At 47.2% G+C, this 26,232-nt stretch carries 27 protein-coding genes; 12 read left to right on the top strand and 15 right to left on the bottom strand.

Going from position 1 to position 26,232, the window contains the following annotated elements:
* Positions 1-170 precede the first annotated feature (170 nt).
* The 4 genes from IEV16_RS03015 to IEV16_RS03000 form a co-directional block, all read right to left on the bottom strand.
* Positions 171-1,667, bottom strand: coding sequence for an aldehyde dehydrogenase (locus IEV16_RS03015; RefSeq protein ID WP_229728226.1), 1,497 nt, complete (start codon positions 1,665-1,667; stop codon positions 171-173).
* A complete protein-coding gene (locus IEV16_RS03010) occupies positions 1,621-2,409 on the bottom strand; it encodes an SDR family oxidoreductase (RefSeq protein ID WP_188364191.1) in 789 nt (262 codons plus the stop codon). The genes IEV16_RS03015 and IEV16_RS03010 overlap by 47 nt, the downstream gene beginning before the upstream one ends.
* Positions 2,406-2,612, bottom strand: a complete 207-nt coding sequence (locus IEV16_RS03005; protein ID WP_188364190.1) for a hypothetical protein — start codon at positions 2,610-2,612, stop codon at positions 2,406-2,408. The genes IEV16_RS03010 and IEV16_RS03005 overlap by 4 nt, the downstream gene beginning before the upstream one ends.
* Before the next feature lie 129 nt (positions 2,613-2,741).
* Positions 2,742-3,059, bottom strand: a complete 318-nt coding sequence (locus IEV16_RS03000) for a DUF4389 domain-containing protein (protein ID WP_188364189.1) — start codon at positions 3,057-3,059, stop codon at positions 2,742-2,744.
* Between the two features lie 144 nt (positions 3,060-3,203).
* On the opposite strand from IEV16_RS03000, the gene IEV16_RS02995 reads away from it, so the two are divergent.
* The 3 genes from IEV16_RS02995 to IEV16_RS02985 all read left to right on the top strand — a co-directional run bounded on the left by IEV16_RS02995 (position 3,204) and on the right by IEV16_RS02985 (position 6,851).
* Positions 3,204-4,562: a hypothetical protein gene (locus tag IEV16_RS02995; RefSeq protein WP_188364188.1), complete on the top strand. Its 1,359-nt coding sequence runs from the start codon at positions 3,204-3,206 to the stop codon at positions 4,560-4,562.
* A gap of 132 nt (positions 4,563-4,694) precedes the next feature.
* On the top strand, positions 4,695-6,500 hold the full coding sequence (locus IEV16_RS02990) for a M2 family metallopeptidase (RefSeq protein ID WP_188364187.1): 1,806 nt from the start codon (positions 4,695-4,697) through the stop codon (positions 6,498-6,500).
* Positions 6,501-6,647: 147 nt separating this feature from the next.
* On the top strand, positions 6,648-6,851 hold the full coding sequence (locus IEV16_RS02985) for a dodecin family protein (RefSeq protein WP_188364186.1): 204 nt from the start codon (positions 6,648-6,650) through the stop codon (positions 6,849-6,851).
* A gap of 69 nt (positions 6,852-6,920) precedes the next feature.
* Here the strand turns inward: IEV16_RS02985 and IEV16_RS02980 are convergent, their stop codons facing one another.
* Positions 6,921-7,649 (bottom strand): YebC/PmpR family DNA-binding transcriptional regulator, encoded by a 729-nt coding sequence (locus IEV16_RS02980; protein WP_188364185.1) that lies wholly within the window; start codon positions 7,647-7,649, stop codon positions 6,921-6,923.
* Between the two features lie 138 nt (positions 7,650-7,787).
* Here IEV16_RS02980 and IEV16_RS02975 point away from each other — a divergent pair, with 138 nt between their 5' ends.
* Positions 7,788-8,213 (top strand): DUF6491 family protein, encoded by a 426-nt coding sequence (locus IEV16_RS02975; RefSeq protein WP_188364184.1) that lies wholly within the window; start codon positions 7,788-7,790, stop codon positions 8,211-8,213.
* Between the two features lie 123 nt (positions 8,214-8,336).
* Here the strand turns inward: IEV16_RS02975 and slyD are convergent, their stop codons facing one another.
* Together slyD and IEV16_RS02965 are read right to left on the bottom strand one after the other, a co-directional pair.
* Positions 8,337-8,798, bottom strand: coding sequence for a peptidylprolyl isomerase (slyD, locus tag IEV16_RS02970; protein ID WP_188364183.1), 462 nt, complete (start codon positions 8,796-8,798; stop codon positions 8,337-8,339).
* A gap of 111 nt (positions 8,799-8,909) precedes the next feature.
* The gene (locus IEV16_RS02965; protein WP_188364182.1) at positions 8,910-9,149 is read right to left on the bottom strand and encodes a DUF7218 family protein; all 240 of its coding nucleotides are present in this window, start codon (positions 9,147-9,149) and stop codon (positions 8,910-8,912) included.
* 130 nt (positions 9,150-9,279) lie between these two features.
* On the opposite strand from IEV16_RS02965, the gene IEV16_RS02960 reads away from it, so the two are divergent.
* Positions 9,280-10,296, top strand: coding sequence for an isoaspartyl peptidase/L-asparaginase family protein (locus tag IEV16_RS02960; RefSeq protein ID WP_188364181.1), 1,017 nt, complete (start codon positions 9,280-9,282; stop codon positions 10,294-10,296).
* Positions 10,297-10,362: 66 nt separating this feature from the next.
* Here the strand turns inward: IEV16_RS02960 and IEV16_RS02955 are convergent, their stop codons facing one another.
* Positions 10,363-10,764: a hypothetical protein gene (locus IEV16_RS02955; protein WP_188364180.1), complete on the bottom strand. Its 402-nt coding sequence runs from the start codon at positions 10,762-10,764 to the stop codon at positions 10,363-10,365.
* Positions 10,765-10,854: 90 nt separating this feature from the next.
* Here IEV16_RS02955 and IEV16_RS02950 point away from each other — a divergent pair, with 90 nt between their 5' ends.
* Entirely contained in the window at positions 10,855-11,670 is an 816-nt protein-coding gene (locus IEV16_RS02950) for a class I SAM-dependent methyltransferase (protein WP_229728225.1), read from the top strand.
* A 4-nt stretch (positions 11,671-11,674) separates the two neighbouring features.
* Here the strand turns inward: IEV16_RS02950 and IEV16_RS02945 are convergent, their stop codons facing one another.
* Positions 11,675-12,772, bottom strand: a complete 1,098-nt coding sequence (locus IEV16_RS02945) for a murein hydrolase activator EnvC family protein (protein ID WP_188364179.1) — start codon at positions 12,770-12,772, stop codon at positions 11,675-11,677.
* 221 nt (positions 12,773-12,993) lie between these two features.
* Here IEV16_RS02945 and IEV16_RS02940 point away from each other — a divergent pair, with 221 nt between their 5' ends.
* The 3 genes from IEV16_RS02940 to IEV16_RS02930 are packed head-to-tail and all read left to right on the top strand — an operon-like array spanning position 12,994 to position 14,927.
* A complete protein-coding gene (locus tag IEV16_RS02940) occupies positions 12,994-13,419 on the top strand; it encodes a rhodanese-like domain-containing protein (protein WP_188364178.1) in 426 nt (141 codons plus the stop codon).
* 36 nt (positions 13,420-13,455) lie between these two features.
* Entirely contained in the window at positions 13,456-13,941 is a 486-nt protein-coding gene (gene secB / locus IEV16_RS02935) for a protein-export chaperone SecB (protein WP_188364177.1), read from the top strand.
* The gene (locus IEV16_RS02930) at positions 13,941-14,927 is read left to right on the top strand and encodes an NAD(P)H-dependent glycerol-3-phosphate dehydrogenase (protein WP_188364176.1); all 987 of its coding nucleotides are present in this window, start codon (positions 13,941-13,943) and stop codon (positions 14,925-14,927) included. The genes secB and IEV16_RS02930 overlap by 1 nt, the downstream gene beginning before the upstream one ends.
* Before the next feature lie 41 nt (positions 14,928-14,968).
* Here the strand turns inward: IEV16_RS02930 and IEV16_RS02925 are convergent, their stop codons facing one another.
* The gene (locus IEV16_RS02925; protein WP_188364175.1) at positions 14,969-16,012 is read right to left on the bottom strand and encodes an SRPBCC family protein; all 1,044 of its coding nucleotides are present in this window, start codon (positions 16,010-16,012) and stop codon (positions 14,969-14,971) included.
* A gap of 46 nt (positions 16,013-16,058) precedes the next feature.
* Here IEV16_RS02925 and IEV16_RS02920 point away from each other — a divergent pair, with 46 nt between their 5' ends.
* Positions 16,059-17,432 (top strand): DNA recombination protein RmuC, encoded by a 1,374-nt coding sequence (locus IEV16_RS02920; RefSeq protein ID WP_188364174.1) that lies wholly within the window; start codon positions 16,059-16,061, stop codon positions 17,430-17,432.
* Here the strand turns inward: IEV16_RS02920 and IEV16_RS02915 are convergent.
* The 3 genes from IEV16_RS02915 to pyrF form a co-directional block, all read right to left on the bottom strand.
* Positions 17,429-20,560 (bottom strand): efflux RND transporter permease subunit, encoded by a 3,132-nt coding sequence (locus IEV16_RS02915; protein WP_188364173.1) that lies wholly within the window; start codon positions 20,558-20,560, stop codon positions 17,429-17,431. The two genes, IEV16_RS02920 and IEV16_RS02915, sit on opposite strands and share 4 nt — an antisense overlap.
* Entirely contained in the window at positions 20,557-21,744 is a 1,188-nt protein-coding gene (locus IEV16_RS02910) for an efflux RND transporter periplasmic adaptor subunit (RefSeq protein WP_188364172.1), read from the bottom strand. Before IEV16_RS02910 ends, IEV16_RS02915 begins: the two co-directional genes overlap by 4 nt.
* An 87-nt stretch (positions 21,745-21,831) precedes the next feature.
* Entirely contained in the window at positions 21,832-22,638 is an 807-nt protein-coding gene (gene pyrF, locus IEV16_RS02905) for an orotidine-5'-phosphate decarboxylase (RefSeq protein WP_229728224.1), read from the bottom strand.
* Between the two features lie 124 nt (positions 22,639-22,762).
* On the opposite strand from pyrF, the gene IEV16_RS02900 reads away from it, so the two are divergent.
* Together IEV16_RS02900 and msrB are read left to right on the top strand one after the other, a co-directional pair.
* Complete coding sequence (locus IEV16_RS02900) at positions 22,763-24,118, top strand: DegQ family serine endoprotease (protein ID WP_188364171.1); 1,356 nt, start codon at positions 22,763-22,765, stop codon at positions 24,116-24,118.
* Between the two features lie 5 nt (positions 24,119-24,123).
* A complete protein-coding gene (gene msrB, locus IEV16_RS02895; protein ID WP_188364170.1) occupies positions 24,124-24,510 on the top strand; it encodes a peptide-methionine (R)-S-oxide reductase MsrB in 387 nt (128 codons plus the stop codon).
* Here the strand turns inward: msrB and IEV16_RS02890 are convergent.
* Entirely contained in the window at positions 24,490-25,509 is a 1,020-nt protein-coding gene (locus tag IEV16_RS02890) for a glycosyltransferase family 4 protein (protein WP_188364169.1), read from the bottom strand. The two genes, msrB and IEV16_RS02890, sit on opposite strands and share 21 nt — an antisense overlap.
* Entirely contained in the window at positions 25,506-26,186 is a 681-nt protein-coding gene (locus IEV16_RS02885) for an SPOR domain-containing protein (protein WP_188364168.1), read from the bottom strand. Before IEV16_RS02885 ends, IEV16_RS02890 begins: the two co-directional genes overlap by 4 nt.
* Between the last annotated feature and the right edge of the window lie 46 nt (positions 26,187-26,232).

Below are 26,232 nucleotides of genomic sequence, written 5' to 3'. Positions count from 1 at the left end.
AAGGGCTTGTGGCATCAATAAGTTTCGACATTGAACACAATAACATAAATTGAGGCTTGTTTAATGAGTCTCGTCATCAACAGTCGATATTCATGTCACATGCCGTGATACTTAGTAAAAAGAGGTGGGTGCAACAGCAATTTTGTGGGAAAAATTGCTGTTGCACCATTTTAATAACGGACACACACATTTTTTGTTTCGGTAAAAAACCGCATTGCTTCAAAGCCGCCCTCACGACCCAGACCTGACGCTTTCATACCGCCAAAAGGGGTTCGCAAATCCCGAAGTAACCAGTCATTGATCCATACAATACCGGATTCAATGTTTGCAGCCAAGCGGTGGGCGCGGCTTAAATCCCGGGTCCAGACACTGGCTGCCAGTCCATAAGCACTGTCATTGGCCAGTTGGATAACTTCATCATCGGCAGAAAACGGTTGTAGGGCCGCCACCGGTCCAAAAATTTCTTCCTGATTAAAGCGACAACGGTTATCAAGACCGGTTACTAAAGTCGGCTTGAGGAAATAACCTTGCAGACAATGTTGTGGTAAATCAAGTTGCGCATCGTAATTGATGAGTTCAGCACCTTCGCGCCGGGCAAAATTCAGATACGATTGTACTTTGCTCATGTGTTCTTTAGACACCAGGGCGCCAAAGTCAACCTTGGAATCACCGGGGTCGCCAATGATTAATTGTTGCATCTTTTCAGTCAAGGCCGCCAAAAAATCATCATAAATGGCCCGTTCCACATAAATACGAGACCCGCACAGACAAATTTGTCCCTGGTTAGTGAACGCGGCGCGACAGGCGGTCTCCACGGCACGCTCAAAATCACAATCGGCGAATACAATAAACGGGTTTTTACCGCCCAGTTCCAGTGAGATTTTTTTATGCTGACCCAGTACCGCCCGCTGAATGGCGGTGCCTGTTTGGGTTCCGCCGGTAAAACTGATGGCTTTGATGTCCTTATGGGTGGTTAAAGCCGCGCCAGTTCGGGTGCCGCTGCCGTGTACAATGTTTAAAACCCCGGGCGGAAAACCCATATCAACGCACAGTTCTGACAACAAATAAGCGGTGTAGGGCGTGATTTCTGAAGGTTTGGCCACCACTGTATTGCCGGCGGCCAGTGCCGGTGCAATTTTCCATGTGAGTAAATAAAGCGGTAAATTCCAGGGGCTGATACAGGCCACAGGACCCAGGGGTTGGCGCAAGGTGTAATTCAGTGTATGGGCATCGGTGGCGTGGGATTCACTGCTGAACTGGGTGGCCGCATGGGCGAAAAACCGCAGATTATCTCGGGCGCGGTTAATATCCACCTGGCGTGCCATTTTTATGGGTTTGCCGGTGTCTTTGGATTCGGCTTGTGCCAGCCTTTCGTGATTATCGGCAATCGCATCGGCCAATTGCTCCAGCCAACGGCTGCGTTCATCAGCCCGGTATGATGACCATTGGGGGAATGCCTTTTTGGCGGCATCAACAGCCCGCTCAATATCTTGATGGTCACTGTCCGGCAGACGGCTGTAAACCTGTCCGGTGGCCGGTTCAATATTGTCTAAAAAGCGTTGACCGGCCGGTGCGCACAGTTCGCCGTTGATGTAATTGTTTAAAGAAATCACCGACATTTTATAAACAAGCGGTGCGTCCGCCGTCCACCGGTAAATTAATGCCATTCACATAGGCGCCGGCTTCAGAAACCAGAAAACCCACCACGTTGGCAAATTCTTCAGGTTGCGCAAAACGCCGTAAAGGAATGCTGTCCTGTTCAGCGGCGATGACAGCGTCCAATGATTTGCCCTGTTGTTGGGCTTTATTTTCAAAAATAGCCGTCAGCCGTTGGGTGTTGGTGGCACCGGGTAAGACATTGTTCACCGTGATGTTATCAGGACCCAGTTCTGTAGCCAGCGTTTTGGCCCAACTGGCCACCGCGCCGCGGATGGTGTTGGATACCCCTAAATTGGGTATCGGTTGTTTCACCGACGTTGAAATCACATTAATGATCCGCCCCCACTGTTGTCGGCGCATATGCCCAATCAGTGCTTGGGAGAACAGTTGGTTGGCGATAAGGTGTTGATTAAATGCGCTTAAATAATCATCAGCCGTCGCCTGGTTTGCGGGGCCGGGTGGTGGTCCGCCACTGTTGTTGATGAGAATATCGATGGCAGGCTGATCACCCAAAAGTGACTTTAAATCAGATACAGCCTGTTGAGGTGTTTGTAAATCGGCAACTAAGTACAGGTGTTTTTGCTGATTGTCACAGGCCAATTGTTGGCAAGCTGCAATCAGCTTATCTTCGCTGCGAGCCATTAAAATAACCCGTGCACCCTGGCGCGCCAGTTGCCTGGCTACGGCAATCCCAATGCCCTGGGATGATCCGCCCACCAGAGCTGTTTTACCGGTTAAGTCAAGGTTCATAGGGTCGCCTCCTTAAGTGCTTTGGTTAATAACCCCCGCGCTAAAACCGCTTCCGCATGGTTGGGGAACTTAAATTGCAGTAAATCATCCGTCACTTTGACGTTAAACTGACTGCTTTTTTGATCGGCGGCCACAAACACCGCACTCACAAAAACCACCCGATTTAAAACCAAAGTAAAGCCTTTTATATCGTATAACTGCATGTGTGTCAGGTCATCAATAAAAACTTAATTGTAATGATTTAACCGGTCGATGTCAGTAAAAAACCCGATACGGTAAAACCATATCGGGTTTTAGACAGGATGGATGTAATTTAATGAGAAGTCATTAAATTAATTGTCCCCTTGATTGTTTTGCGGCCAGGCTTTGAAAGGAAATGGTTTTTCATCATTCTGCATGGCAATGTAAGTGAGCAACTGCTTCTGGTAAGACACCAGCTGACCACCAAATTGGGTCAGACGATGGTTCTTTTCCCCGTCAAAAACAAGAAAACCAAATTGAATTAAAACGATGGCCGCTAAAACCCATAGTGATAACCAGCCTAAAATTACAAACAATAATGTGAATAGAAACCGAAATAATGTGGTTTTATCATCACGTTTCTTTTCTTCATTAACACCATTGTCATGATTGAGTTCATGTGTTGTCATGTTGTGTACCTGTTGATGTAAGACATAAATTATTATCTCAAAAAAATCAATCTATATGACAGTGCCATAGGTCATAGCCATCAATTCAGTGTTTATTCAGAGACCACAGCGTATCATGAAGTCATGTTCAAAAATCCGATAACCATGATGAAACGACTTTTTCCTCTGGCGGCCTTATTTTTAGTGGCCTGCGCCAGCACTGATTATCGCTATGACGATGATTATTATTACAGTGATGATTACTATGGGTATGACAGTTATGATCCTTATTACGGTTATGGCAGTGATTACTCATCGGCCGGTGGCGGTGTTTATTACAACAATTATAACTACTATCCGGACCGCTGGGGTATCAGTTATAGTACGGTTTATTACAGCCCATACCGATATCCCCGGGCCGGGTTTTACTACAGCAGTTCGCGTTGTGGCTGGGGCTGGTATTATGATTGTTATCCCGGTTACGGATTTTACTACAACAGTTGGCCCCGATACGGTTTTGGTTGGGGTTTGGGCTTGAGCTACAACCATTATTCAACCCATTATTATAATCATTACGGATGGTATAACAATTGGCGTTATCACAGCTATAATCCTTACCGCTATGGTTCGCGTTATGACAGCAACTATCCAAGCAACCGCGGGTATTATTCAGCACGCAATGAAGCCAGACGTTTGGGTGAACGTCAACGTTCCAATATTTACAAAGATCAGTCTAACAACAGTTTGCGCAATAACAGCATCCGCCAATCGGCACCCAGTCGGCGTCCTGTGAACCGTCAGCGTTCATCGGGTCCGCGTTATCAGAACAGTTCGCCACGTTATAAAGACAATAACCGCTTTGATTCGTCGAGTCCGTTACCCAATCGAAACCGCTCATCATCAATTCGCGGCAGTCACAGCGAAGCACGACGAAGTGCCTACAACACGAACGACAATAATCAAAAACCGGCAGCTGTCAATGATCAAAGGGGTGAATCAGCGGCCAGCGAATTGATTAGACAGCGTTATAGGAATAATCGCATAACAGACCGTCAACAAAAACCGGCAATGATTTCCACCCGAAACAGTGCTGCAACAAACCGCACCAATTCGCGTTCAAGATCAACCTATTCAAATGCCGGCTCTGGAGGTATCAATCAACAGTCTGCCACTTCCTCTAATCAGCGCCCTGTAAACCGTGTGACTGAATCGCGCAGTAGGCAGGAAACTTCCGCAAACCATCGGCCGGTGTTGAGGTCTCAGCCTGATCAGAACCGTATTCATAATAGGACATATGCTCAACCCTCACGATCGAACCAGACGGTGCGAACCATGCCCGTCAGACCTCCCGTCAATACGGCCCCGAGACAACAGACGAGACCGGTAATGCCGCGTACCACAAAACCGGCATCACAAAATTATTCTAAGCCGGCGGTGGCTGCACCCAAAACCCACAGTCGGCCGTCTCATAGCCAAAACCGATCTCGCAACCGATCTTCATCTCGTCAAAGGGATCCGAACTAAGTCTTATCAGTCTCAAGCCGACCTAATTGCGGTCGGCTTTTTTGGTGTTTAAATATTCAAGACAATCATTGGGGCTGAATTTATCGTCGGCTTTGCGGTAGAATAGACTGAATTCACATTTTCCATTCAATCATGAAAAAACTTCTTCTTATGCTGTTGCTGTTCACGCTGGCGGCTTGTCAAACAAACCAGTCTAAACCTGAACAAAACAAACAGCTGACCCAACAAGATGCGGCTGAGTTCTTACAAATGGTAGAAGACACCTACATCAAAGAAAGCGAGTACGCCGCGCGGGTGGCCTGGGTTCAAGCCAACTTTATCACCGATGATACCGTGTGGCTGGGTGCCAAAAGTATCGAAAAAATGGGTGCTTTGCAGGTTAAGTTTGCCAATCAGGCGAAAAAATTTGATGATCTGGATTTGCCCGATGATATGCGCAGACGTCTGGAAAAAATCAAAGGTAGCCTGACATTAGCTGCACCGGATGATCCTGAAAAAAATGCCGAACTGGCACAAATCATGGCTAAATTAGAAGCCATGTACGGTGCCGGTAAATACTGTGTGGACGGTGAGTGCCGTGATTTGGGTGAACTCTCCAAAGTCATTGCCGAATCCAGAAACCATAAAGAGCTGCTTGATGCCTGGACCGGCTGGCGCACCATTGCCGTGCCCATGCGTGAAAAATACCAGCGTATGGTGGAACTGGCGAATGAAGGTGCCCGCGAGCTCGGTTTTGCCGACACCGGAGCCATGTGGCGTGCCGGTTATGACATGCCGGCTGATGACTTTGCCGAAGAATTAGACCGACTCTGGGGTCAGGTTGAACCGCTTTATGACGCCTTGCAATGTCATGTCCGCAGTGAACTCACTGAACAATATGGCGATGAAGTCATGGGTGATGACGGCATGATTCCGGCGCACTTGCTGGGTAATATGTGGGCTCAGGACTGGACGGCTGTCTATGATATGGTTAAGCCTGACAATGCCGGTGAAACCATTGACGTCACAGCTCGTTTAAAGGCGCATGATTATGATGCCAAAAAAATGGTAAAAACCGCCGAAAACTTTTTTGTATCCCTGGGACTTGATCCCTTGCCTGAGACGTTCTGGGAACGTTCTTTATTTTTAAAACCCAAAGACCGTGATGTGGTCTGCCATGCCAGTGCCTGGGATATTGATAATGAAGATGATATCCGCATAAAAATGTGCATTAAAGAAGACTATGAAGACTTCGTCACGGTACACCATGAACTGGGACATAACTTTTATCAGCGAGCCTATAAAGATAAAAGCATCGTTTATCGCACCGGTGCCAATGACGGTTTCCATGAAGCCATCGGTGACACCATTGCTTTATCGATGACGCCAAAGTATTTCAAAGACATTGGTCTTATAGACGAGATTCCGTCATCAGACAATGATTTGGGCATGCTGATGAAAAAAGCCCTGGAAAAAGTGGCTTTTGTGCCATTTGGTTTGATGATTGACCAGTGGCGTTGGCAGGTCTTTAACGGTGAAATCTCACCGGATGAATATAATGCCGGCTGGTGGCGTTTACGCAACCAGTATCAGGGCGTTAAAGCGCCGGTTGAGCGCACAGAAGATCAGTTTGATCCCGGTGCTAAATATCACATCCCGGGTAACACGCCATATACACGTTACTTCCTGGCCCATATTTTACAATTCCAGTTCCATCGTGAATTGTGTAAAACCGCCGGATTTGAAGGTGATTTACATCGTTGTTCAATTTACAACAACAAAGCCGCCGGCGAGAAGCTGATTAAAGTCTTGGAAATGGGGGCTGAAAAACCCTGGCAAGATGCCATGCAGGTGATTGCCAATTCCAGAGACATGGACGCCACCGCCATGCTGGATTACTTTGCACCCTTAAAGTTATGGTTAGATGAACAGAATAAAGACCGTCAGTGTGGTTGGTAACCATCCTTTTCATGGGTGATGTTAAAGGCCGGTTAAATACCGGCCTTTTTGCATGTTTTCATTAAAATTCGGTCCACAAAGCTCTGGAAAAAATGGCATTAAAATGATATTGTTATTGGTCATTAATAACAACAAAGGAGTCTTAAGATGAGTGTAGCCAAAGTCACAGAAATTATTTCCAGTTCCGACGACAGTTTTGAAGATGCCATCGAAAAAGGTGTTGAACGGGCCAACAAAACCCTTAAAAACGTGGCCGAAGCCTGGGTGGCCAGTCAGAAGGTGACCGTTGAAAACGGTCGCATTGATCAGTACCGCGTGGTGTTAAAAGTCAGTTTTGTACTGAAAGACTAAATTACTTAATAACCAACAAAAAAGCCGATCCGCAGTGTCGGCTTTTTTGTGTCTGACTCATGACGATTATCAGCGTTGAAGGATGGCATTGTGGTAAACATTTTGAACGTCCTCGAGTTCGTCCAGCATATCGATAAATTTATCGAATCTTGCAATCTCTTCCTCATCGCTGATGTCCACCGTGGTTTGCGGAACAAACTGGATTTCAGAAACCTGAAATTCAATGTCCGTATAGACATCTTGTAAGGCTTGTTTGGCTTTGTGAAACTCGGTATGCGGCGTAAAAACGCTGATGTAACCATCCTCCGATGATTCAATGTCCGTGACATCCACATCCGCTTCTAATAAGGCTTCTAACACGGCATCTTCATCATCGCCAGAAAAAACCAGAATGGCGCAATGATCAAACATATGCATGACTGTTCCCTGGGTACCGATACTGCAGTCAGTTTTCGTGAAACATAAGCGTACATCTCCGAAAGTGCGGTTGGGATTGTCAGTTAAACAATCTACAATCACCATACAATTTCCGGGGCCATAGCCTTCATAGCGCGCCACATCAAAGTCTTCACCGGCACCACCCTCGGCTTTATCGATGGCTTTTTTAATCACATGCGCCGGAACCTGACTTTTTTTGGCTTCATCCAATAAGCTGCGTAATTCTAAATTGCCATCCGGATCGGTGCCGCCTGATTTGGCGCATACATAAATTTTGCGGCTGTATTTTGAATAGACCCTGGCATTGGCATCCGATGTTTTTGCCATGGATTCTTTGCGGTTTTGGTAGGCTCGTCCCATGTTGTCCTCGACAATAAAAGGCACTATTTTACTCCGATGCCCGGAATTTGCAAAAAAAGGAATCAAAACCCTGCAAACATTCATAAAATATTCAACCTGAAAATGATAGGATTAACAATTAATGCAAGGAAACTCGTGATGAAAAATACAGTTATTTTATTCTTACTGGCCACACTGATGGCCTGTGCCGGCAACCGGGTGCGACCGGATTATCACCAATTTATCGTCGAGCAACAATTACAACCGATTAACCGGGTGCAACAATTTCGTTTCACCGGCTGGCAGCCTTTGAATACTGACCATCTCATTTTACTGGGCGTCCAAAATAAAGCTTATTTGCTTGAACTCATGTCACCATGTCAGGATTTGCCTTTTGCCCAACACATTGCGCTCAAACAAACTTCTCGCACCACCCTGGTGGCAAAATTTGATAAGGTCCTGGTACAAGATCAGATACCCGAGTCATGTAGTATTGATAAAATTTATGAACTCAGCAAAGACCAACACAAGTTATTGACCGATTTTTCAGGGGGGCATATCAAAGCGTCCAAAGCCATTCAATGAATGGCTTTGGATTGACTGTTGAGGGTTCAAAAGTTTATTTGAAAAGAAGCTGAGAAGTCCGGTATTAAAGCGGAACGGACGTCTGTATCTGCCGTGAGCTAAGACTAAACCCCGGCATGGCTTTTAATGAACGTGACCGTGATCAAGTTCCTCTGCTGTGGCTTGACGGACTTCTTCGACTTTGACATTAAAATGTAAGCGTTGACCGGCCAGTTCGTGGTTGCCGTCAACCGTCACTTCATCACCGTTGATGGCGGTGATTTTTACCGGTATTTGACCTTGCTGGGTTTCAGCCTGAAACTGCATGCCCACATTTAATTCATCGACTCCCTGAAAAGCGCTTTTGGGCACCTTTTGGATCATTTGCTCGTGGCGCACACCGTAAGCTTCTTCCGGTTCAACGGTCACATCAAACTGATCACCTGGCTGCTTGCCTTCCATGGCTTTTTCCAGGCCCGGAATGATGTTTTGAGCACCTTGAATAAACTTCAACGGCTCACGTCCTTCTGATGAATCCAGCACCTGACCTTGATCGTCGGTGAGTTTATAATGCATACCGACTACGCAATCTTTCTTAATTTCCATAATAACTTATTTTTTGGTTAAAGGCGCAAGGTTAACACATCGTGCGTTAGATTTTTATCAAAGTCCCCGGTTTTTAATGATTTTCTGCCCGTTTAAGACGATTGATTTTAATCAGTGTTGACGTAAAGCTTCAATCAGCGCCTGCTTATCCATCTCAGAACGGCCATCAATGCCGACCTTTTTGGCTTGTTTGTAAAGTTCATCTTTGGTTCTTTCTTCGTAGGGTTTGGCTTTGCCGCCTTTTTCACTTGCATCTTCGCTGTTGGCGATTCGGGCGGCTTTTTCTTTACTGTAACCCTGATCGCGTAAAGCCTGGTATTGGTCTTCGTTTTTGATCCGTGTGTTTGGCATAAGGTATTTGTTTAGGTCGAAAGTGTTATTAAAATAACACGTCAGGCCTTAAAATTTTGATAAAAGCGCTGTCCTGATTCATAATTTGTTAGAATCGGTGGTATGACCACGATTAATAAGAGGAAAAATCATGAAATTACTGTCTTCGTTTTTGATGACTTTTATGGCTTGTGCGGTGATGGCCGATAAACCGATTGCGATTGTTATTCATGGTGGCGCCGGCACCATTGAGCGCTCGCAGTTAAGTGCGGAAAAAGAAGCCGCCATTAAAAAGGACTTAAATCAGGCTTTGAATACCGGTTATGCGGCGTTAGAGGCCGGACAGGACGCCATGGAAGCGGTGGTTGCCGCGATTATGATTTTAGAGAATTCAGAGAACTTTAATGCCGGGAAAGGTGCGGTCTATACCCGTGAAAAAGGTCATGAATTGGATGCGTCGATTATGCGTGGCTCTGATTTACAAGCCGGTGCGGTGGCCGGGGTCAAGTACACCAAGAATCCGATTTTGGCAGCCCGGGCGGTGATGTTGCATTCTCCGCATGTGATGCTGGCCGGTGCCGGTGCCGATGCGTTTTCCAAAGCCCGGGGTTTGGATCAGGTGGAAAACAGTTATTTTGATACGGAAGCACGCTTTGAAGCCTGGAAGAAAGTGGATGAGAAGACCCGCCAAAAAGGCCGAAAAGAAGCCGCTGTCAGCGATGTGCTGGATCATGAGTTTAAATTTGGCACTGTCGGTGCGGTGGCCATTGATCGACAAGGCCATATTGTCGCCGGCACCTCCACAGGTGGCATGACCTATAAAGCTTGGGGTCGGATTGGAGATTCGCCGGTGATTGGTGCCGGCACTTATGCTGATGATAGAAGTTGCGGTATTTCAGCCACCGGTCACGGTGAATACTTTATCCGGTATGCGGTGGCGCATGATATTTGTGCGCGGGTACTGTATCAGGGTAAAAGTTTAGCGCAAGCAGCCGATGAAGTGATTAACCAAACATTAAAGTCAGTCGGTGGTGACGGCGGTATCATCGGCATGGATCCACAGGGCCGGCCGGTGATGATGTTTAATACCGCCGGTATGTACCGTGGTTTTAAAACCAGCGATGAAACCTATGTGGCCATTTACGGGGATGAGAAAGTGGCGGATTAAATCCTGATATTTTGACACAAATAAAGCGACCACTGCGGTCGCTTTATTAGTACAGAACAGATTAAATCAGTCTACTTTGTAAACAATTGGTTTCCAGTCATCATGTTTTTCGGGTCGGGCATCATAGGCCAGATAATACGTTTTACCGGCTTCAACGGTGAGGTTTAGTTTGTTTTCCCGGTCGCTCATCCCTCTGCGGTCTTTGATGCTGAGGTTGCTTTTAGCTTTATCACCAATATGGGCAGAAAGCGTTAATTCATACTGGCCGGGTTTAAGCCAAACCGCATGTGCCCGGACCGGCACATTTTCACCATTCACTTCGACCAGTTTAACCTGATACAATTGTTTGGCTTCACTGTAGTCGCTCAGTACCACTTTGCCTGATGGTTCGCTGGGTTTGGCAAAATCAAAGGCCAAAACGGCAAAGGGCAGAATCAATGCTAAAATCATAGCTATTAACTTTTTCATAAATCACCTCGTAAATTCCAAGTGCTGTCTATGATAATGATACAATCTGAATTAAAGGTGAACCTTAACTTAAAACCACAGGAGAAAAAAATGAACAAACTTATCATGACATGCGTTGTTTGTCTGGTCGTTATACCGCTGAGCAGCAGTATGGCACAGGAAAAATCCGGATTAACCGATCAAATTCTGGCCGGTGATCACCGCAGCGAACAAAATATCGCCCGCAATCAATTTAGACATCCGCAAGAAACACTCGCATTTTTCGGGATTCAGCCGGATATGACGGTGGTGGAGTTGTGGCCCGGCGGCGGTTGGTACACCGAAGTACTGGCACCTTATTTAAGTGATGACGGTCAATTGATTGCGGCTCATTTTGATCCCGACGGCGGCAGTGATTATTACAAAAAATCTCGTCTGGGTTTTGATCAGAAAATGGCAGAAAACCCGATTTATAAAAACGTCAAAACCATTGATTTTAATCCGGGTGAATCCGATCTGTCTGCCTTTAATCAAAAGGCCGATGCTGTGCTGACGTTTCGCAGTTTACACAACTGGATGCGGGCGGATAAGCTGGAGGCAGTGCTGGAGGATGTTTTTAATATGTTAAAACCGGGTGGCGTTTTTGGTGTGGTTGAACACCGCGCAGACGCCAAAGCGGAGATTGATCCACAAGCCAAAAAAGGCTATGTTAATCAGGGTTATGCCATTCAACTCATTGAAGCGGCGGGCTTTAAGCTGGTGGATATCAGTGAGGTGAATGCCAACCCCAAAGATTCAGCTGACCACCCTAATGGCGTCTGGACCATCCTGCCGACTTTGCGTGTACCGAAAGGTGCTGATAAAGCAAGCTATGAAGCCATTGGTGAGTCAGATCGATTTACTTTAAAGTTTATTAAACCTGAGTAAGGTGTTAGGGTGATTTCAGCCAGGGTTCTGGGTTTTGCGGGTCGGCTTGTTGCCGTATTTCAAAATAAACCCCACTTTCGCTGAGGTTGCCCGATTGACCGGCGGTGGCGATTTCTTGTCCCGATTGAACCCAGTCACCCACTTCTACCAGTACTGACTGGTTATGGCCATAAAGACTCATAAAATCATCACCGTGATCAATCACCACCAGTAAACCATAGCCACGCAGCCAGTCGGCAAATGCCACCCGTCCATAAGCGGTGGCTTTGACCGCTTGTCCCGACTCACCGGCCACCACAATGCCATCCCAGCGGCTGTGGCCTGCGCGCAGGGCACCAAAACGCCGAATAATATCACCGGAGAGTGGTTTATCTAATCGGCCTTTGAGCTGAGCAAAGTGGGCATTTGCCCCCAAATCTTCGGGTAAATCGTCCAATAACTGACTGATTTCAGCGAGTAACTGGTTAAGACGTTGACGGTCCTGGTTCAGGGTTTCGCTTTCATTCTGGTAGGCATTTATTGTTTGGCGCAAGTGGCTTAAAACCTGTGCACGCTGTTGTTTCTGGTTAATCAACTGATCCTGTGCTGTTTGTAAAACCTGTTGCTGTTGTTTAAGTTGTTGTTGTTTGTTTTGGGTTTGGATTTTGATATCTGACAATTGAGTGATGTGCTCGGCAATATCTTCTATCAAGCTGTATAGCCGGTGTTGTAAAAACTTGATTTGGTGTTGGGTGATGTCCACCGAACGGCTGTCACGGTTAAGCAGTATTTTTTTGATAAAGCGATCGTGGCTGATATAAATATGCAAGCGCAATAAACCGGCCATTTGTTGTTTTTGCTGATCAATACTTTGTTTTAAGTCGGTGATTTGTCGGGTCAGGCCTTCAATTTGATGACGGCTGAGGTCTATTTTTTGTTGGCTGGTGCGGATTAATTGCCCTTGTTCATTGATTTTTTGGTCCTGGCGTTCCAGTTCCTGCAGTAACCGGGCTTCTTCACCACGGGCAGAATTGAGTGCAGTTTTTAATTCAGACAGCCGGGTCTTGATGGTTTGCAGTTGCTGGTTAATGCTTGCTTCATCAGCTTCTTGCGCGTGCGACATTGTGCTCGCCATCAGGATGAATAACAATAAAGCAGCGAATTGACAGGGCATAAAAGCAATTATTCAGAAATCAGCGCTTATTATAAGCATGAACAAGCGGGTTGCCCACTGCTATTGAGCATTCATTGATAACAGGCAAGATACGTAAATATTTGGCGTAACACTTGATTTTTGCTGGTCATCCCTTATATTGTCTGTTTTCGATTTTCAGGTGATCTCTGATGTCCCAGTTGGCTGAATTTACCGGCAACCATCCGTTTTTGGTGATGTTATTTTTAATTGCGGCTTTTTTGTTCTTTTGGACTGTCTTGAAAGAACAAAGCAGTCAGTTAAAAACCATATCCACCGATCAGCTCACCCGATTGGTCAATCAACAAAATGCGGTGTTGGTTGATACCCGTTCAGCTGAGCAGTTTCAGGCAGGGCATATCGTCAATGCCGTTAATATTCCTGCCAATGAAATAGATCAGGCCACCAAAAAATTACCCAAGGGTAAAAAAAGACCGGTGGTGGTTTATTGTCAGGTGGGGCGGACATCCATGAAGGCCTGTCAACAACTGGAAAAACAAGGTTTTGAGCAAATTTTTAACTTAAAAGGCGGTCTCAACGCTTGGGTCAATGATAAATTGCCTTTAAGCAAAGCCTGATACTGCCTCATTTATTCACACAACAGGAATTAATTTATGACTGAAGAAAACAAGCAAGCCGCCAATGCACAGGGTCATGGCCCTAAAATGGCTTTTCAAAAAATTTATATTAAAGATGTGTCTTTTGAAGCCCCCAATGCACCCCGGGTTTTTCAGGAACAAGGTCAGCCCAACATTAAGTTGAACCTGAACCAAAAAGTGGATAAGCTTGATGACAACACCTATGAAGTCACCTTAACCGCCACCGTAACCTGTGAAGTGAATGAAAAAACCGCTTATCTGGCAGAAGTGGCTCAGGCCGGTATATTCTCTATGGAAAACTTCGAAGAGCAAGCGTTGCATCAAACGTTAGGAATTTACTGCCCCAATGTGCTGTTCCCGTATGTGCGTCAGGAAATCAGCAATTTAATCACCGCCGGTGGTTTCCAACCCTTGTTGTTACAACCGGTTAATTTCGAGCAAATGTACCAGCAACAAATGCAACAAGCGCAACAGCAAGCGGCTTCTGAAACCAAGCAATAATGCGTTTTGCGGTTCTCGGTGCCGGCTCCTGGGGCACGGCGCTGGCCATTCAACTGGCCCAAAATAACCCCACCATTCTGTGGGGTCGAGACCCTCAGAAAATGGCGTCCATGGCCGCTGTCGGCTGCAATAGGTTTTATTTACCGCAGCACCCGTTTCCTGATTATTTATCGGTTGAATCTGATTTACAGCGCGCCATCGACGCTTCTGAAGCGGTACTGGTGGTGTGCCCGTCCCATGCTTTTGGGGACATCTTAAATCAAATCAAACCGTTGTTAGGGAACAGGCCAGTGGCCTGGGCCAGCAAAGGCTTTGAGCCGGGAACCGGGCGTTTTCTACATGAAGTGGCGGCCGATATTTTGGGTAAGGATGTTCCCACCGCTTTAATCACCGGTCCATCCTTTGCCAAAGATGTGGCTGCCGGCAAACCCACTTTGGTGGCGGTGGCATCAGAACACCCTGAATTTGCTCAAAAGGTGGCATCAGCGCTCCACACCGATACCTTTCGGGTCTATTTATCCGATGACATCATCGGTGCTGAACTCGGCGGTGCGGTAAAAAATGTATTGGCTTTGGCCACCGGGATTGCCGACGGCATGCAATTAGGCGATAACACCCGCGCGGCTTTAATCACCCGCGGTATGGCTGAAATGATGCGCTTGGGTCAAGCTTTGGGCAGCCGGCCTGAAACCCTGATGGGCTTGTCCGGTCTTGGTGACCTGGTGTTGACTTCCACCGGAGATTTATCCCGCAACCGACGCATGGGCTTGGCGCTGGGACAGGGCAAAACCATTGAACAAGCCAAACAAGACATTGGGCAGGTGGTGGAAGGTATAGGCACCACTGATGAAGTATTGCGTCTGGCGCGAAGACACGCTGTTGATATGCCGATTACCGAGCATGTCTGGAAAGTGGTGCATGGAGAAATGACCACTGAACAAGCCCTGTCGGCGTTAATGGGGCGGGATATCAGACCGGAATTTTAATGCAACCCGTTGGCGGGTTGAAAAATAACGACCTGATGCGTTTACCTTGTTTGCTGAACCGGTTGATAGATGTGGGTGATTAAATCGGCTTCGGCCACTTCACCCGGATCATTGATATACACTTCCCAGGGATCGCCGTTGGCAACTAAACCTTGTTCTTCCATATAAGCGTCTATGATTTCATAGGATTTTTCGGCTTGGGAATAAGGCCCTGTCTGGACGTATTTAATCACGGAGCCGGCGGGTAATTGGCCCAGCTGAATTTCACCGGTGATACCTGATAAGGTTTCCACAGCCACACCCACGCCGACATCTATGTGCCAGCTGCCAAAACCACCTGAAACATCACCGCCGACCTGACGATAAACGGCCAGGGGCGGTGTGGCCATGGCTAATTGATTGCGCTGCATAAAGCCCATAATCTGACCATAAGCCGGACCCATCAGCGCATTGATCTCTGATTGTTTGGTGGCTTCTATGGGAATAAATAGAATATTCTGACTGTCTAAGGATGCTTCGCTGACGGCCGAAAAATCATACACGGGTTGAGATTCAATCACTTCTTTCAGTTTTTGCAGACCCTGTTCATATTGCGGTCCCAGCATACCGTCCAACATGCTGCCCACATAACGACCAATGATATCACCGTCAAAATCGGTTTCATATATCCACTCAACCCGGGTTTTGTCCTCGCTAACCGGTGTCAGTTGATAGGTGGTGTAAGACACTGCGTTGTCTTTGGATTTGAATACAGTTTTGGTTTTAACCTGTTGATTTTCAACGGTTTCCACGATGGTTTGCACGCCACTGCCTATCGACTGGTTACCGGACCAGCTCATTTGCGAGCCGACCCCGAATTTTGGCCCTGAAAAAATAAATTCGGCATCGGGATCCATTTTGGGCCATGGCGACCACTGGTTGAAATTGTGCATGGAATTCACGGTTTTAAAGACCACTTTAGCCGGCCGGTCAATAACAATATCGCGGCTTACCGTGACCTCATCCTTAAGCACAAATAAGCCATAAAGGTAAAAACCGATTATCAGAAACAGCAAAGCAAAAAATAAATATTTAAAAACCCGCATGTGAATATCCTTTGTTTTTGATCACGCTAATGATAGCATAAGCCGAATGCAAAGCCTGTTAAATTTCACCCTTGAATCACCCTTATTGAGCCTGCTCTCGGCTGCCACCACAGGGATTATACTGGGTGTGCTGCTAGCCTATTTATTTGTGCGAAAAGAACGTCAGGATAAGGACTTTCTAAAACAGCAATTAATCTCTGCTCAGCAAGACAACAAACAATTAAGCGATAGCCAATTGCAGTTAAATCGACAGCATGCCGAACTGGGTGAACGCATCAAGCAGTTACAAAAAGCGGCGTCCAGCGGAGAACAGTTTGAGCAACAGTATTATCAGCTGAAAAATCAACTGAGCACGCACCGGGCCCGTCTCGAAGAGCAGCAAAACAAGGTCAGGGAACAGGCTGAATTCATCAAAACATCCTCACAGCAACTGGCCAATCAATTCAGTCACATCGGGCAAAAAATTCTGGATGAAAAAGGGCAAAAATTCACCCAGCTGAACAAAGAGTCTTTGTCGCATCTGGTACAACCGCTGAAACAGCAATTAACCGAGTTTCAGCAACTGATTAACCTGACCACGAACCGCCAAACCGAACAACAGGCGACGTTACGCTCTGAAATCAAACAAATACTGCAACTCAATAAAGTCCTGTCCGAACAGGCAGAAAATTTAACCAAAGCCCTGACCGCGCAAAGCAAAGCCCAGGGCAACTGGGGCGAACTGGTGCTCAAGCGCTTGCTGGAAACCGCCGGTTTAACCCTTGGCCGCGAATTTGAAACCGAACAAAGTTTCACCCAAAACGGCAAACGTTATCGTCCGGATGTATTGATTCACCTGCCTGATGAAAAACAACTGATTATTGACGCCAAAGTCTCGCTGACAGCCTATGAGCGCATGATTAACAGCACCGACGAACAAGACCAGTCAAATCAGCTGCAACTGCATATCAGCAGCCTTAAAAATCACATGAATGCTTTGTCCGAAAAAAACTATGCCGCCATAGAAGAACTCAATACCCTTGGGTTTGTGGTGATGTTCGTACCGGTGGAAGGGGCTTTAATGACCGCCTTACAACACCAGCCTGACCTGCTGGAATATGCCTATAACCAACACGTCATTCCGCTGGCGGCATCCGGCTTACTGGTGACACTGCGTACCGTGATGCGTTTGTGGCAGATAGACAAACAAAATAAAAATGCCCAGGAAATTGCCAGTCGCGCCGGATTACTGATTGATAAATTCAGCGGCTTTTTGGATGATTTTAATGAAATCAAAGACCGCTTAAATCAGGCGCAACAAGCCTGGGACGGCGCCAACAACAAACTGGCCACAGGCCGCGGTAACCTGATACGACAAGCCGAGCAACTCAGCGAACTGGGTGCCAAACACAGTAAACAATTACCCAAACTGGATGATTAGTTTTGATTTGCTGCGGGTTCTTTTGTCTTAGAGAATCTTAACTTTAATCGCTCTAAAGCCACATACAAAGACGGTATCAATATCAGGGTAATGACAGTGGCAAACATAATCCCAAAAGCCAGGGAAACCGCCATCGGAACAATCACTTTGGCTTGCAAAGATTGCTCAAACATAATCGGCAATAAGCCAAAGAAAGTGGTCAGTGAAGTCAGCATTATGGCGCGAAAGCGGCGTTTGCCAGAATGCATCACCGCATGAACCAGCCCTTTGCCGTCCTGACGGTGGTTGTTGATATAGTCCACCATCACCAGTGAGTCATTCACCACCACCCCGAATAAGGCAATGATGCCGAATAAGGACATCATAGAAAAGGTCAGGCCCATGATCCAATGGCCGATAATGGCACCGGTGACGCCGAAGGGAATGGCCGACATGATAATCAGGGGTTGGCCGTAAGATTTTAACGGTACTGCCATGAGCACGTAAATCAACAATAAAGCCATACTGATGCCCCAGATGAAATTAATGCCGAGCTCTTTCATTTCTTTGCTCATGCCATCGAGATCAGATTTTATGGCAGGATACTCAGCAAGTATGGGTTGGTTAGGGTTTGCCGGCAAAATTTGTGCGGTAATGGCTTGCGGATTGGCCACGGCTTTGTCCACCTGGGCGGTAATCCGCGCAGCGCGTTTGCGGTTAACCCGTTCAATGCTGTTCGGGGCTTTGCCGATTTGTATGTCAGCCACGGTATTCAAGGGCACCTGATCGCCCTGTGGCGTGCGGATGCGCAATTCCTGCAGGGATTGCATGGATTCACGGGCAGCACGATCGTAACGCAACATTACCCTGATTTCATCGTTGCCGCGCTGTATGCGCTGCACTTCATCACCGTAAAAAGCCTGTCGTACCTGATGACCGATGTCATATTGGGTGAGGCCTAAATTACGACCGAGGGGTTTGATTTTGAGTTGAATTTCATCTTTACCGGCTTCCAAAGAGTTGCGCACATCATAAACCCCTTCGAAGGTTTTTAGTTTTTCGGCGACTTGTTCAGCGGCCAGGCGTAAATTATCCACATCCGGGCCAATCAGTTTTAAACTGATGTCAGGCCCCTGACCGGGACCGGCCAGTGCTACGGTGCCGACATAGGTGGCACCGACGATTTCACCGATGTTTTCCTGCCAGCGGCGCATCACGGTTTTACTGTCGATAAAGGCTTCTTCATCTTTGAGTAATTCGACAATCACCCGTCCGGAAGTCTGAGAACTTAAAAAAGCCAAACGGTGTTTAAAAACCGCGCCTTGTTGTAGCCCGTTTTCTTCACTGATCTCACGGTCCAGTTCAATTAAAGACTGTTGAACATGTGCCAGTACTTCCTGACTTCTTGATTGGGGCGTGCCCTGGGCCATGGCAAATTCGGCCTGCACAATATCCGAGGCAAAATCCGGCAGCATCACAAACCGCACCAGACCGTTATTGATTAAACTGATACTGAGAATAAAAATAGCTGCAAAGACGGTGAGAGTCAGACCCGGTCGAGACACGGCTTTTTCAATCACAGGTTGGTAGCGTCGGCTGATAAAATGCTGTAAGCCGGCATCTATTTTTCGCTGAATTTTAAGCAGTGGTCCCGGGTTGGGTTTATTTTGTTTAGCATTCATATGGGCTAAATGGGCCGGTAAAATCAGCTTGGATTCCACCAGTGAAAACAACAGGCACAAAATCACCACCCAGCCAACGGCTTCAAAAAAGGAGCCGAATAAAGTCCCCACAAACAACATCGGCGCAAAGGCCGCGACCGTGGTTAATACCCCGAAAGTGGCCGGCACCGCCACCCGCTGCGCACCTATCACCACATTTTTAAGTGAATGTCCCTTATCCTGAATTTCGGCATAGGCGCTTTCACCAATCACAATGGCATCATCCACCACGATACCCAGCACCAGTATCAAACCAAACATACTGAGCATATTCATGGTGATGCCGAGGTAAGGCATGAGCAAAAAAGCACCCAGGAAAGCCACCGGTAAGCCCAGCATCACCCAGAAGGCGACCCGTAATCGCATAAACAAGGTCAAAATAATCAGCACCAAAGCCGCACCCTGAATCATGTTACGCTGCATCATATCAAGACGGCCGCGGACATAAAATGAGGTGTCTAACCAGGCATCTATGGACACATTGGCCGGCAACTGCGGACGCACTTTATCAACAAACCGGTGCACCTGATCAGAAATATCCAGCACCGATTCAGATTCCACCGATGTGACCTGGATGCTGATGGCCGGTTGGCCGTCAAAAGTACCGAGCACGCGGTCTTCAACAAAAGCGTCTTTAATGGTGGCGATATCACCGAGGTACAAGCGGCTGCCGTCGGGGTTGGTGCGTATGACGGTATCGGCATATTCACGACCGGTGTAAGATTGTCCCACGGTTCTGAGCAGCACATCACCACGTTCGGTCTTGATGGCGCCGCCGGGGACATCCAGTGAAGCCCGTTTTAAAGCATTGGCGATTTCATCAAAGGTTATTTGGTATTGTCTTAAGGTGAGTTCTTTGACTTCAATTGAAATTTCATAGGGCCGGTAACCAATCAGTTCGGCCAGAGACACATCGGGTAAATCCACGATTTCATCACGAATATGCTGACTGATTTCCAAAAGCCGTCGTTCGGGCACCAGGCCATGGATGGAAACAAACATCACCGGCTGCTGCGGGATAATTTCACTGATGATGGGTTTTTCAGCCTGTTCGGGGAATGAGTTGACCCCGTCCACACGGTTTTTAATTTCAGCCATCACCGCTTTCACATCGTAAGCTGAATCAATTTCAACGTTGGTGCGTGCCACGCTTTCATTGGCGTTACAGGTGATTTTATCGATGCCCTCTAAACCGGAAATGGCATCTTCTAATTTAATACACAAGCCTTTTTCCACTTCATCCGGTGCGGCTCCGGGATAAGCCATGGTAACGGAGACCTGGTTAATCACGGTGGTGGGAAACATCTCCTTTTTTAAATTGATGGCAATCGCCAGACCCATCACCAGAATACACACCATCAACAAATTGGCGGCCACCGGATTGGATGCAAACCAGTGGATGATGCCGCGGTTCCATTGTTTACTCATGGGGACTCATCTGCCTGGCTGTTATTTTCAGATGTTGCTGACGGTGAATCAGCGGATATTGATTGGCGGCGCAAAACCATGCCTTGTTCAGGGAATTGAATGGGTGTGGTGATGATCTGGTCTTCGGTACTTAATCCCTCACTGATATAATCCAGTTCATCGCTTTGTTCGATGACTGTGACCGATTGAATATGTAAGCGATCATTGCGATAAAGAGGCAGTCTTTGTTTTGGAAGCAGCCATTCTGCGGGTACTGCAAACACATTGTCGTAGGTAGGCCCAATGATGTCAGCCTGAACGAAGGTGTTAAAACGCAATCCGAGATCAAAGGGTTCTCTTACTTCGACCACACCGTATGTCATCAGTGTTTGCGGGTCTTTTTCCGGTTCCAGACGCACCAATTGTGCCTCGCCTACCTTTGGTCCGTCAACCAGACTTAAATTGACCGGTAAGGGCAAGCGGTCAGAATGTGTTAATTTTAATTGTTCCAGCTGCCGGTCTGTTAAGGGTAACCGGATTTCTGCGACTTCACTGCCGGCCAGGCGGCCCAATTGTCCCGAGACATTGACAAACTGGCCGATGTCCACTTGTTTTGCCAGCACTGCACCTGCAAATGGGGCACGGATGGTGGTTTTACTCAGGTCTCGTCGGGCTTTTTGCAAATCGGCTTTGGCCGCATCCACAGCTGCCTGTGCCCCTTTGAGTTGGGGAATGTTTAACAGTAAGTCACTGGGTTTGGATTTTTTGCCAAAAGATTGCCAGTCTTTTTCAGCCTGTTCGGCTTTGGCTTGTTCTAAGTCTAAGCTGGCGCGCGCACTGGCCAGATTGGCTTCGGCGCGGGCCACAGCCACTTGATAATCATCGGTTTCAATTTGCAGCAGAACATCGCCTTGCTTAAACTGTCCGCCGACCACAAAACTGTCATCCACCGACACCACCCGACCACTGACTTCGGCCACCAGACTGATGCTGCGTTTTGGTATCAGCACACCCTGGGTGCTTACTTCAATGGTCAGTGATTGCGGTTCAAGCTGAACCGTTTCCACCAGGAATCCGGTTTCCTGGCGAGCTTGTGTTTGCGGTTCATCACGTAATAAGCGCATGACAAACATCAGGCCGATCACCACCAGAACGATGATGATAAAAGGTGTAATTTTTTTCCAAAATGATTGATTATTTTGCATGGTTAAATCCTGTGAGGATGTTAATGGCCCAACTTAGCTGCGTAAGTTTAATCATGACATGTGAAAGTATAAATAGGGCATGAGTCATTAATGAGTACGAAAATGATTGATGTCCATTTTTAATTGTTCAGCGGCCATTTCTGCCTGTTTGGCATAATCGGTTCCGTCACCTGCATAAATCACACTGCGTGAAGCTGAAATGATGAGGCCCAGCCCATCACTGCGTAACCCGGCTTCGAGCGTAGCGGCCAGATCACCGCCCTGGGCACCAATACCCGGTATCAATAACGGCATGTCACCCACCTGTTGCCGTACTGCGGCCAGTTGTTCGGGGTAAGTGGCACCCACCACCAGCAGAATATTCTGATTGTTATTCCAGTATTGGGCGGCCAATTGTGCCACCTGTAAAAAAAGTGGTTGCCCAGATTGTAAAACCAAATCCTGCAGTTGGCCGGATTGTTGATTGGAGGTTTTACACAAAACCACCACACCTTTGTCTTTGTATTGGGTGTAAGGAGAGAGGGTGTCACCGCCGAGGTACGGATTAACCGTCAAAGCATCGGCCTGATAACGCCCAAAAGCTTCTTCGGCATAGCGTTCAGCCGTACTGCCGATATCGCCGCGTTTGCTGTCTAATATAACCGGAATATCCGGATAATTTTGATGGATGTATTGAATGATATCGGTTAATGGCTGTTCGGCCGCCATCGCAGAAAAGTGGGCGATTTGGGGTTTAAAAGCACACACATGATCAGCGGTGGCATCAATGATATTTTTTAACCAAGGCAACAAATTAATACCCAAAGCCTCTATTTTTGTCGGTTGCGGGTCTAAGCCGACACAGAGTAATGAGTTGACTTGTCGTTGTCTTTGTTCTAATTTATCAATAAACATGATTCAAATAACCGCATTGGTGGTGTTCATCAAAACACAGTATTTTAAGTGAAGCCGTATTGTAGGGGAACTTTCGGCGCTTAAAAACCTCTTTTTAAACACTGCATAAGTCCGTTAAAATCAAATGAATAAACAAAAACACCATATTATCGGCCTACTTGTCGTTTTTTTGTCAATATCAATCACCGCACAAGCGGCTTTGCCCGTGGCCGTAGGCGATCAGCCGGTACCGTCTCTGGCGCCTGTTTTGGAACGTGTGACGCCGGCAGTGGTGAATATCAACACCCGATCGGTGCAATATGTGCGAAATTCCCGCAGTGAATTTTACCGCTGGTTTTATGGTTTGCCGAGTGCGCCACAGGAGCAAGTGTCACAATCTCTGGGTTCCGGGGTGATAGTGGATGCCAAACAAGGCTATATTCTGACCAACCACCATGTGGTCAAAGACGCAGACGACATTTCGGTGGCCTTGCATGACGGCCGTACTTACCGTGCCGAACTCATTGGCTCAGATGACGGTACCGATGTGGCAGTGATTAAAATTGATGCCGATAACTTAACCGCTTTAACCCTCGCCGATTCACGCCAATTAAAAGTCGGTGACTTTGTGGTGGCGGTGGGCAATCCCTTCGGACTGGGTCAAACGGTCACTTCCGGTATTGTCAGTGCATTGGGGCGCACCAGTTTAAGTGGCCTCGGTTATCAGAACTTTATTCAGACCGATGCTTCAATTAACCCCGGGAATTCAGGCGGTGCCTTAATTAATTTAAATGGTGCTTTGGTGGGTATTAACACCGCCATCTTTTCACCCTCCGGTGGTAATGTGGGGATTGGTTTTGCGATTCCATCCACATTGGCCAAACGCATGATGAACCAGTTGATTGAATACGGTGAAGTGCGGCGGGGTTCTTTGGGCGTGAGTGTTCAGGATATCACCGAACAGCTGGCCAGGGCCTTTGATGTGGGTCAAAAACACGGGGTGATTGTCACTGCTGTGGATCCCGATTCACCGGCGGAACGGGCCGGGTTGCAATCGGGTGATATCATCCTCAAGCTCAATGGCGATAAAATCAACAACCAGCAACAGTTTATAAACTTTGAAGGCCTGCTGCCTCTGAACTCGGCGGTGCTCATCGATTATTTGCGGGATAACAAAGCCCGCAAAACCGCCACAGAAATCACCGAAAATGACCGCAATGAGTTGGGTGGTCATGAATTGCATCCTTTACTCAAAGGCACCACCTTACGCAACCTACCGGCCAAATACCGACAACGCTATCAGGGGGTGCTGGTGGATGAGGTGGTACGCGGTTCATCGGCCTGGGAACTGGGTCTGCGTGCCGGTGACCTCATCACGGCGGTGAATAAAAAAGACATCAGCACTTTAAAACAAATGACCGTGAAAATGCAGAATCAAAAAAAATCACCGCTGCTAAACATATATCGTAACGGCCGCAATTATTTACTGGCTTTGGAGTAAATCTCATGAGAAAAGAACATAAAGACAAATTAAAAAATAAATTGGATGAAACCAGTTATGAAGTGATTGTCAACAAAGGTACCGAACGCCCCCACAGCGGACAATATAACCTCCACTTTGAAGACGGTACTTACACGTGCAAATCCTGCGGTGCGGCTTTATTTACCAGTGACAGCAAATTCGATGCCCATTGCGGCTGGCCCAGCTTTGACCGCGCCATCGCGGGTGACACAGTTAAAGAAGTGTTCGATGATTCCCACGGCATGCGCCGCACCGAAGTGGTCTGTGCCCAATGTGAAGGGCACCTGGGCCATGTGTTTAATGACGGTCCCACCGAAACCGGTCAGCGTTATTGCATTAATTCGGTGTCTTTAGATTTTCAGGGTAAGTAATTCAGACCATTGCCGATAAATTGACTGGTTGGCAAAGATATCTCGGTATTTTACAGGTGGCAATTTTTCTTGCCATTGTTGTAAAGTTTTAATGACAAGCTGGCTGTTATGGCAGTCAATCAGCGGGTTTTCGGGGTGTAAAACTTCTCTGGCAGCGCCGATGTCGTGCGCCAGCACCGGTGTGCCGAGTCCGTTGGCTTCGGCATAGATTAACCCGAATGTTTCTGCAAAAGACGTTTGTGGATAGAACACACACAGGCTTTCGGCCACATGTTGCCATAATTCAGTCTGGGGTAAGGCGCCTAAGATATGAACACCGGGTTGTTGAATGTCGGTTTGGTCTCGATAACCGGGGTTGGCGATGTGAAGCTGCATATCGGGCATCGCGGCTTTAACGTGTTTAAAGTGATTGAGAACTTCTGCCAGGCCTTTGTTTGGGGCCGATAAAAATATAAGTTTGTTGCAGTTGCGTTTGACTGGTTTAGAAACCATCGGTTTAGGCACCGGGTTATAGCCATAATTGACGTTTAATTTAGGTACACCGAGGGTTGTTAAAAGCCGGGCAAAAACGTTGTTATGCAGTTGTTGGTTCAGGTGCTTGGCGTGGGTATTTGAATTACCAATAATCGACGCCCGTCGGTTATGTTTGAACAGCCTTTTGAAGACAAATTCCCATTTTTTATAGGTGTGCAGCCACAAAAAAGTCCGGGCTTTTGGGAAGCGTTGTTGCCAGGATTTTAATTGCCGGTCTTTTCTTAACACCACAATCACCGCCACTTCTTTCAATGAGTCGAGGTGAGCGGCGCCGATAAAATGAACCTTGTTTTGTTGCCGCGCCCTTTGACGTGCTTGCTGGAAGACGCTGACCTGATGTCCTTGAGCCGCAAACAGTGCGGACAGGCGCAATAAGCTGGATTCTGTTCCGCCTGTGGCTTGCTGACTTAATGTGTCAAAATCATAACTTTTGGGATGGCTGCAGTCACAAAACAGTATGTTCACGAGGACTTATCACCCGGACAGATAATTTCATTGACGGCAATATTTTCACTTTGCAGCGTTTGCGGGTCAAATTCGCTGTCTTCACCAAGGCTGAAGTCCAGCCAGAATTCCGGCCATTGCTCTAAACGGGTTTCCTTTTCCACCGCAAAGCCTTTTTGTTTGAGTTGGTTGACGCGGTTGTCTGCATTAAACGGTTCCCGGTACAGCCCCAGTGAAATGGAGTTTTCGTTGTTTCCAGATGTGACCACATAATAGTCTTTGACGTAAGCAGCGGCCAGTTCACGGCCTTTTTTCAAGGCTTCGGCACGGCTGGGCAAGGCCGGAATATACACCCAGTAGCCTGCTTCCTGGGTGGTGGTAAGTCGCCGAATAGTGGATTTTAATACACTTGATTTGATGTTTTCCGCAGCGGTTAATACGTTGGCTTCATCACGATAAGGGCCGGCTGCAAAACAACGTAAATTAATCACTTCCCGGCTGTGGCTGTTGTCTTGGGTGTTGAAGCTGTCAATCGCTGAATCACCGGACGATGGGTCATTCAGTTCTGATAACAGCACCAGAGACCGGATGCCGGGGTCAACCGCTGTAAAGGTTTTTTGCGGTATTGCGCTGAAGCGCTCCAGCCAAATAAAAAAGCCGATATTGAGCAATAATAAAACAATGAATAAATAGCGCATAACTGACTGTAAAAATCTCCAACGAATGACAGGGTTTTTAAACCGC

The organism is Marinicella pacifica (genome assembly GCF_014636635.1).
Taxonomy (GTDB): domain Bacteria; phylum Pseudomonadota; class Gammaproteobacteria; order Xanthomonadales; family Marinicellaceae; genus Marinicella; species Marinicella pacifica.
The sequence above is the reverse complement of the archived record's forward strand: the minus strand, read 5'-3'. Positions and strand labels throughout refer to the sequence as shown.

Coding starts and splice junctions, on each gene's coding strand:
- IEV16_RS03015 (WP_229728226.1), bottom strand. CDS start 1,667: ATGGCATTAATTTACCGGTGGACGGCGGACGCACCGCTTGTTTATAAA.
- IEV16_RS03010 (WP_188364191.1), bottom strand. CDS start 2,409: ATGAACCTTGACTTAACCGGTAAAACAGCTCTGGTGGGCGGATCATCC.
- IEV16_RS03005 (WP_188364190.1), bottom strand. CDS start 2,612: ATGCAGTTATACGATATAAAAGGCTTTACTTTGGTTTTAAATCGGGTG.
- IEV16_RS03000 (WP_188364189.1), bottom strand. CDS start 3,059: ATGACAACACATGAACTCAATCATGACAATGGTGTTAATGAAGAAAAG.
- IEV16_RS02995 (WP_188364188.1), top strand. CDS start 3,204: ATGATGAAACGACTTTTTCCTCTGGCGGCCTTATTTTTAGTGGCCTGC.
- IEV16_RS02990 (WP_188364187.1), top strand. CDS start 4,695: ATGAAAAAACTTCTTCTTATGCTGTTGCTGTTCACGCTGGCGGCTTGT.
- IEV16_RS02985 (WP_188364186.1), top strand. CDS start 6,648: ATGAGTGTAGCCAAAGTCACAGAAATTATTTCCAGTTCCGACGACAGT.
- IEV16_RS02980 (WP_188364185.1), bottom strand. CDS start 7,649: ATGGGACGAGCCTACCAAAACCGCAAAGAATCCATGGCAAAAACATCG.
- IEV16_RS02975 (WP_188364184.1), top strand. CDS start 7,788: ATGAAAAATACAGTTATTTTATTCTTACTGGCCACACTGATGGCCTGT.
- slyD (WP_188364183.1), bottom strand. CDS start 8,798: ATGGAAATTAAGAAAGATTGCGTAGTCGGTATGCATTATAAACTCACC.
- IEV16_RS02965 (WP_188364182.1), bottom strand. CDS start 9,149: ATGCCAAACACACGGATCAAAAACGAAGACCAATACCAGGCTTTACGC.
- IEV16_RS02960 (WP_188364181.1), top strand. CDS start 9,280: ATGAAATTACTGTCTTCGTTTTTGATGACTTTTATGGCTTGTGCGGTG.
- IEV16_RS02955 (WP_188364180.1), bottom strand. CDS start 10,764: ATGAAAAAGTTAATAGCTATGATTTTAGCATTGATTCTGCCCTTTGCC.
- IEV16_RS02950 (WP_229728225.1), top strand. CDS start 10,855: ATGAACAAACTTATCATGACATGCGTTGTTTGTCTGGTCGTTATACCG.
- IEV16_RS02945 (WP_188364179.1), bottom strand. CDS start 12,772: ATGTCGCACGCGCAAGAAGCTGATGAAGCAAGCATTAACCAGCAACTG.
- IEV16_RS02940 (WP_188364178.1), top strand. CDS start 12,994: ATGTCCCAGTTGGCTGAATTTACCGGCAACCATCCGTTTTTGGTGATG.
- secB (WP_188364177.1), top strand. CDS start 13,456: ATGACTGAAGAAAACAAGCAAGCCGCCAATGCACAGGGTCATGGCCCT.
- IEV16_RS02930 (WP_188364176.1), top strand. CDS start 13,941: ATGCGTTTTGCGGTTCTCGGTGCCGGCTCCTGGGGCACGGCGCTGGCC.
- IEV16_RS02925 (WP_188364175.1), bottom strand. CDS start 16,012: ATGCGGGTTTTTAAATATTTATTTTTTGCTTTGCTGTTTCTGATAATC.
- IEV16_RS02920 (WP_188364174.1), top strand. CDS start 16,059: ATGCAAAGCCTGTTAAATTTCACCCTTGAATCACCCTTATTGAGCCTG.
- IEV16_RS02915 (WP_188364173.1), bottom strand. CDS start 20,560: ATGAGTAAACAATGGAACCGCGGCATCATCCACTGGTTTGCATCCAAT.
- IEV16_RS02910 (WP_188364172.1), bottom strand. CDS start 21,744: ATGCAAAATAATCAATCATTTTGGAAAAAAATTACACCTTTTATCATC.
- pyrF (WP_229728224.1), bottom strand. CDS start 22,638: ATGTTTATTGATAAATTAGAACAAAGACAACGACAAGTCAACTCATTA.
- IEV16_RS02900 (WP_188364171.1), top strand. CDS start 22,763: ATGAATAAACAAAAACACCATATTATCGGCCTACTTGTCGTTTTTTTG.
- msrB (WP_188364170.1), top strand. CDS start 24,124: ATGAGAAAAGAACATAAAGACAAATTAAAAAATAAATTGGATGAAACC.
- IEV16_RS02885 (WP_188364168.1), bottom strand. CDS start 26,186: ATGCGCTATTTATTCATTGTTTTATTATTGCTCAATATCGGCTTTTTT.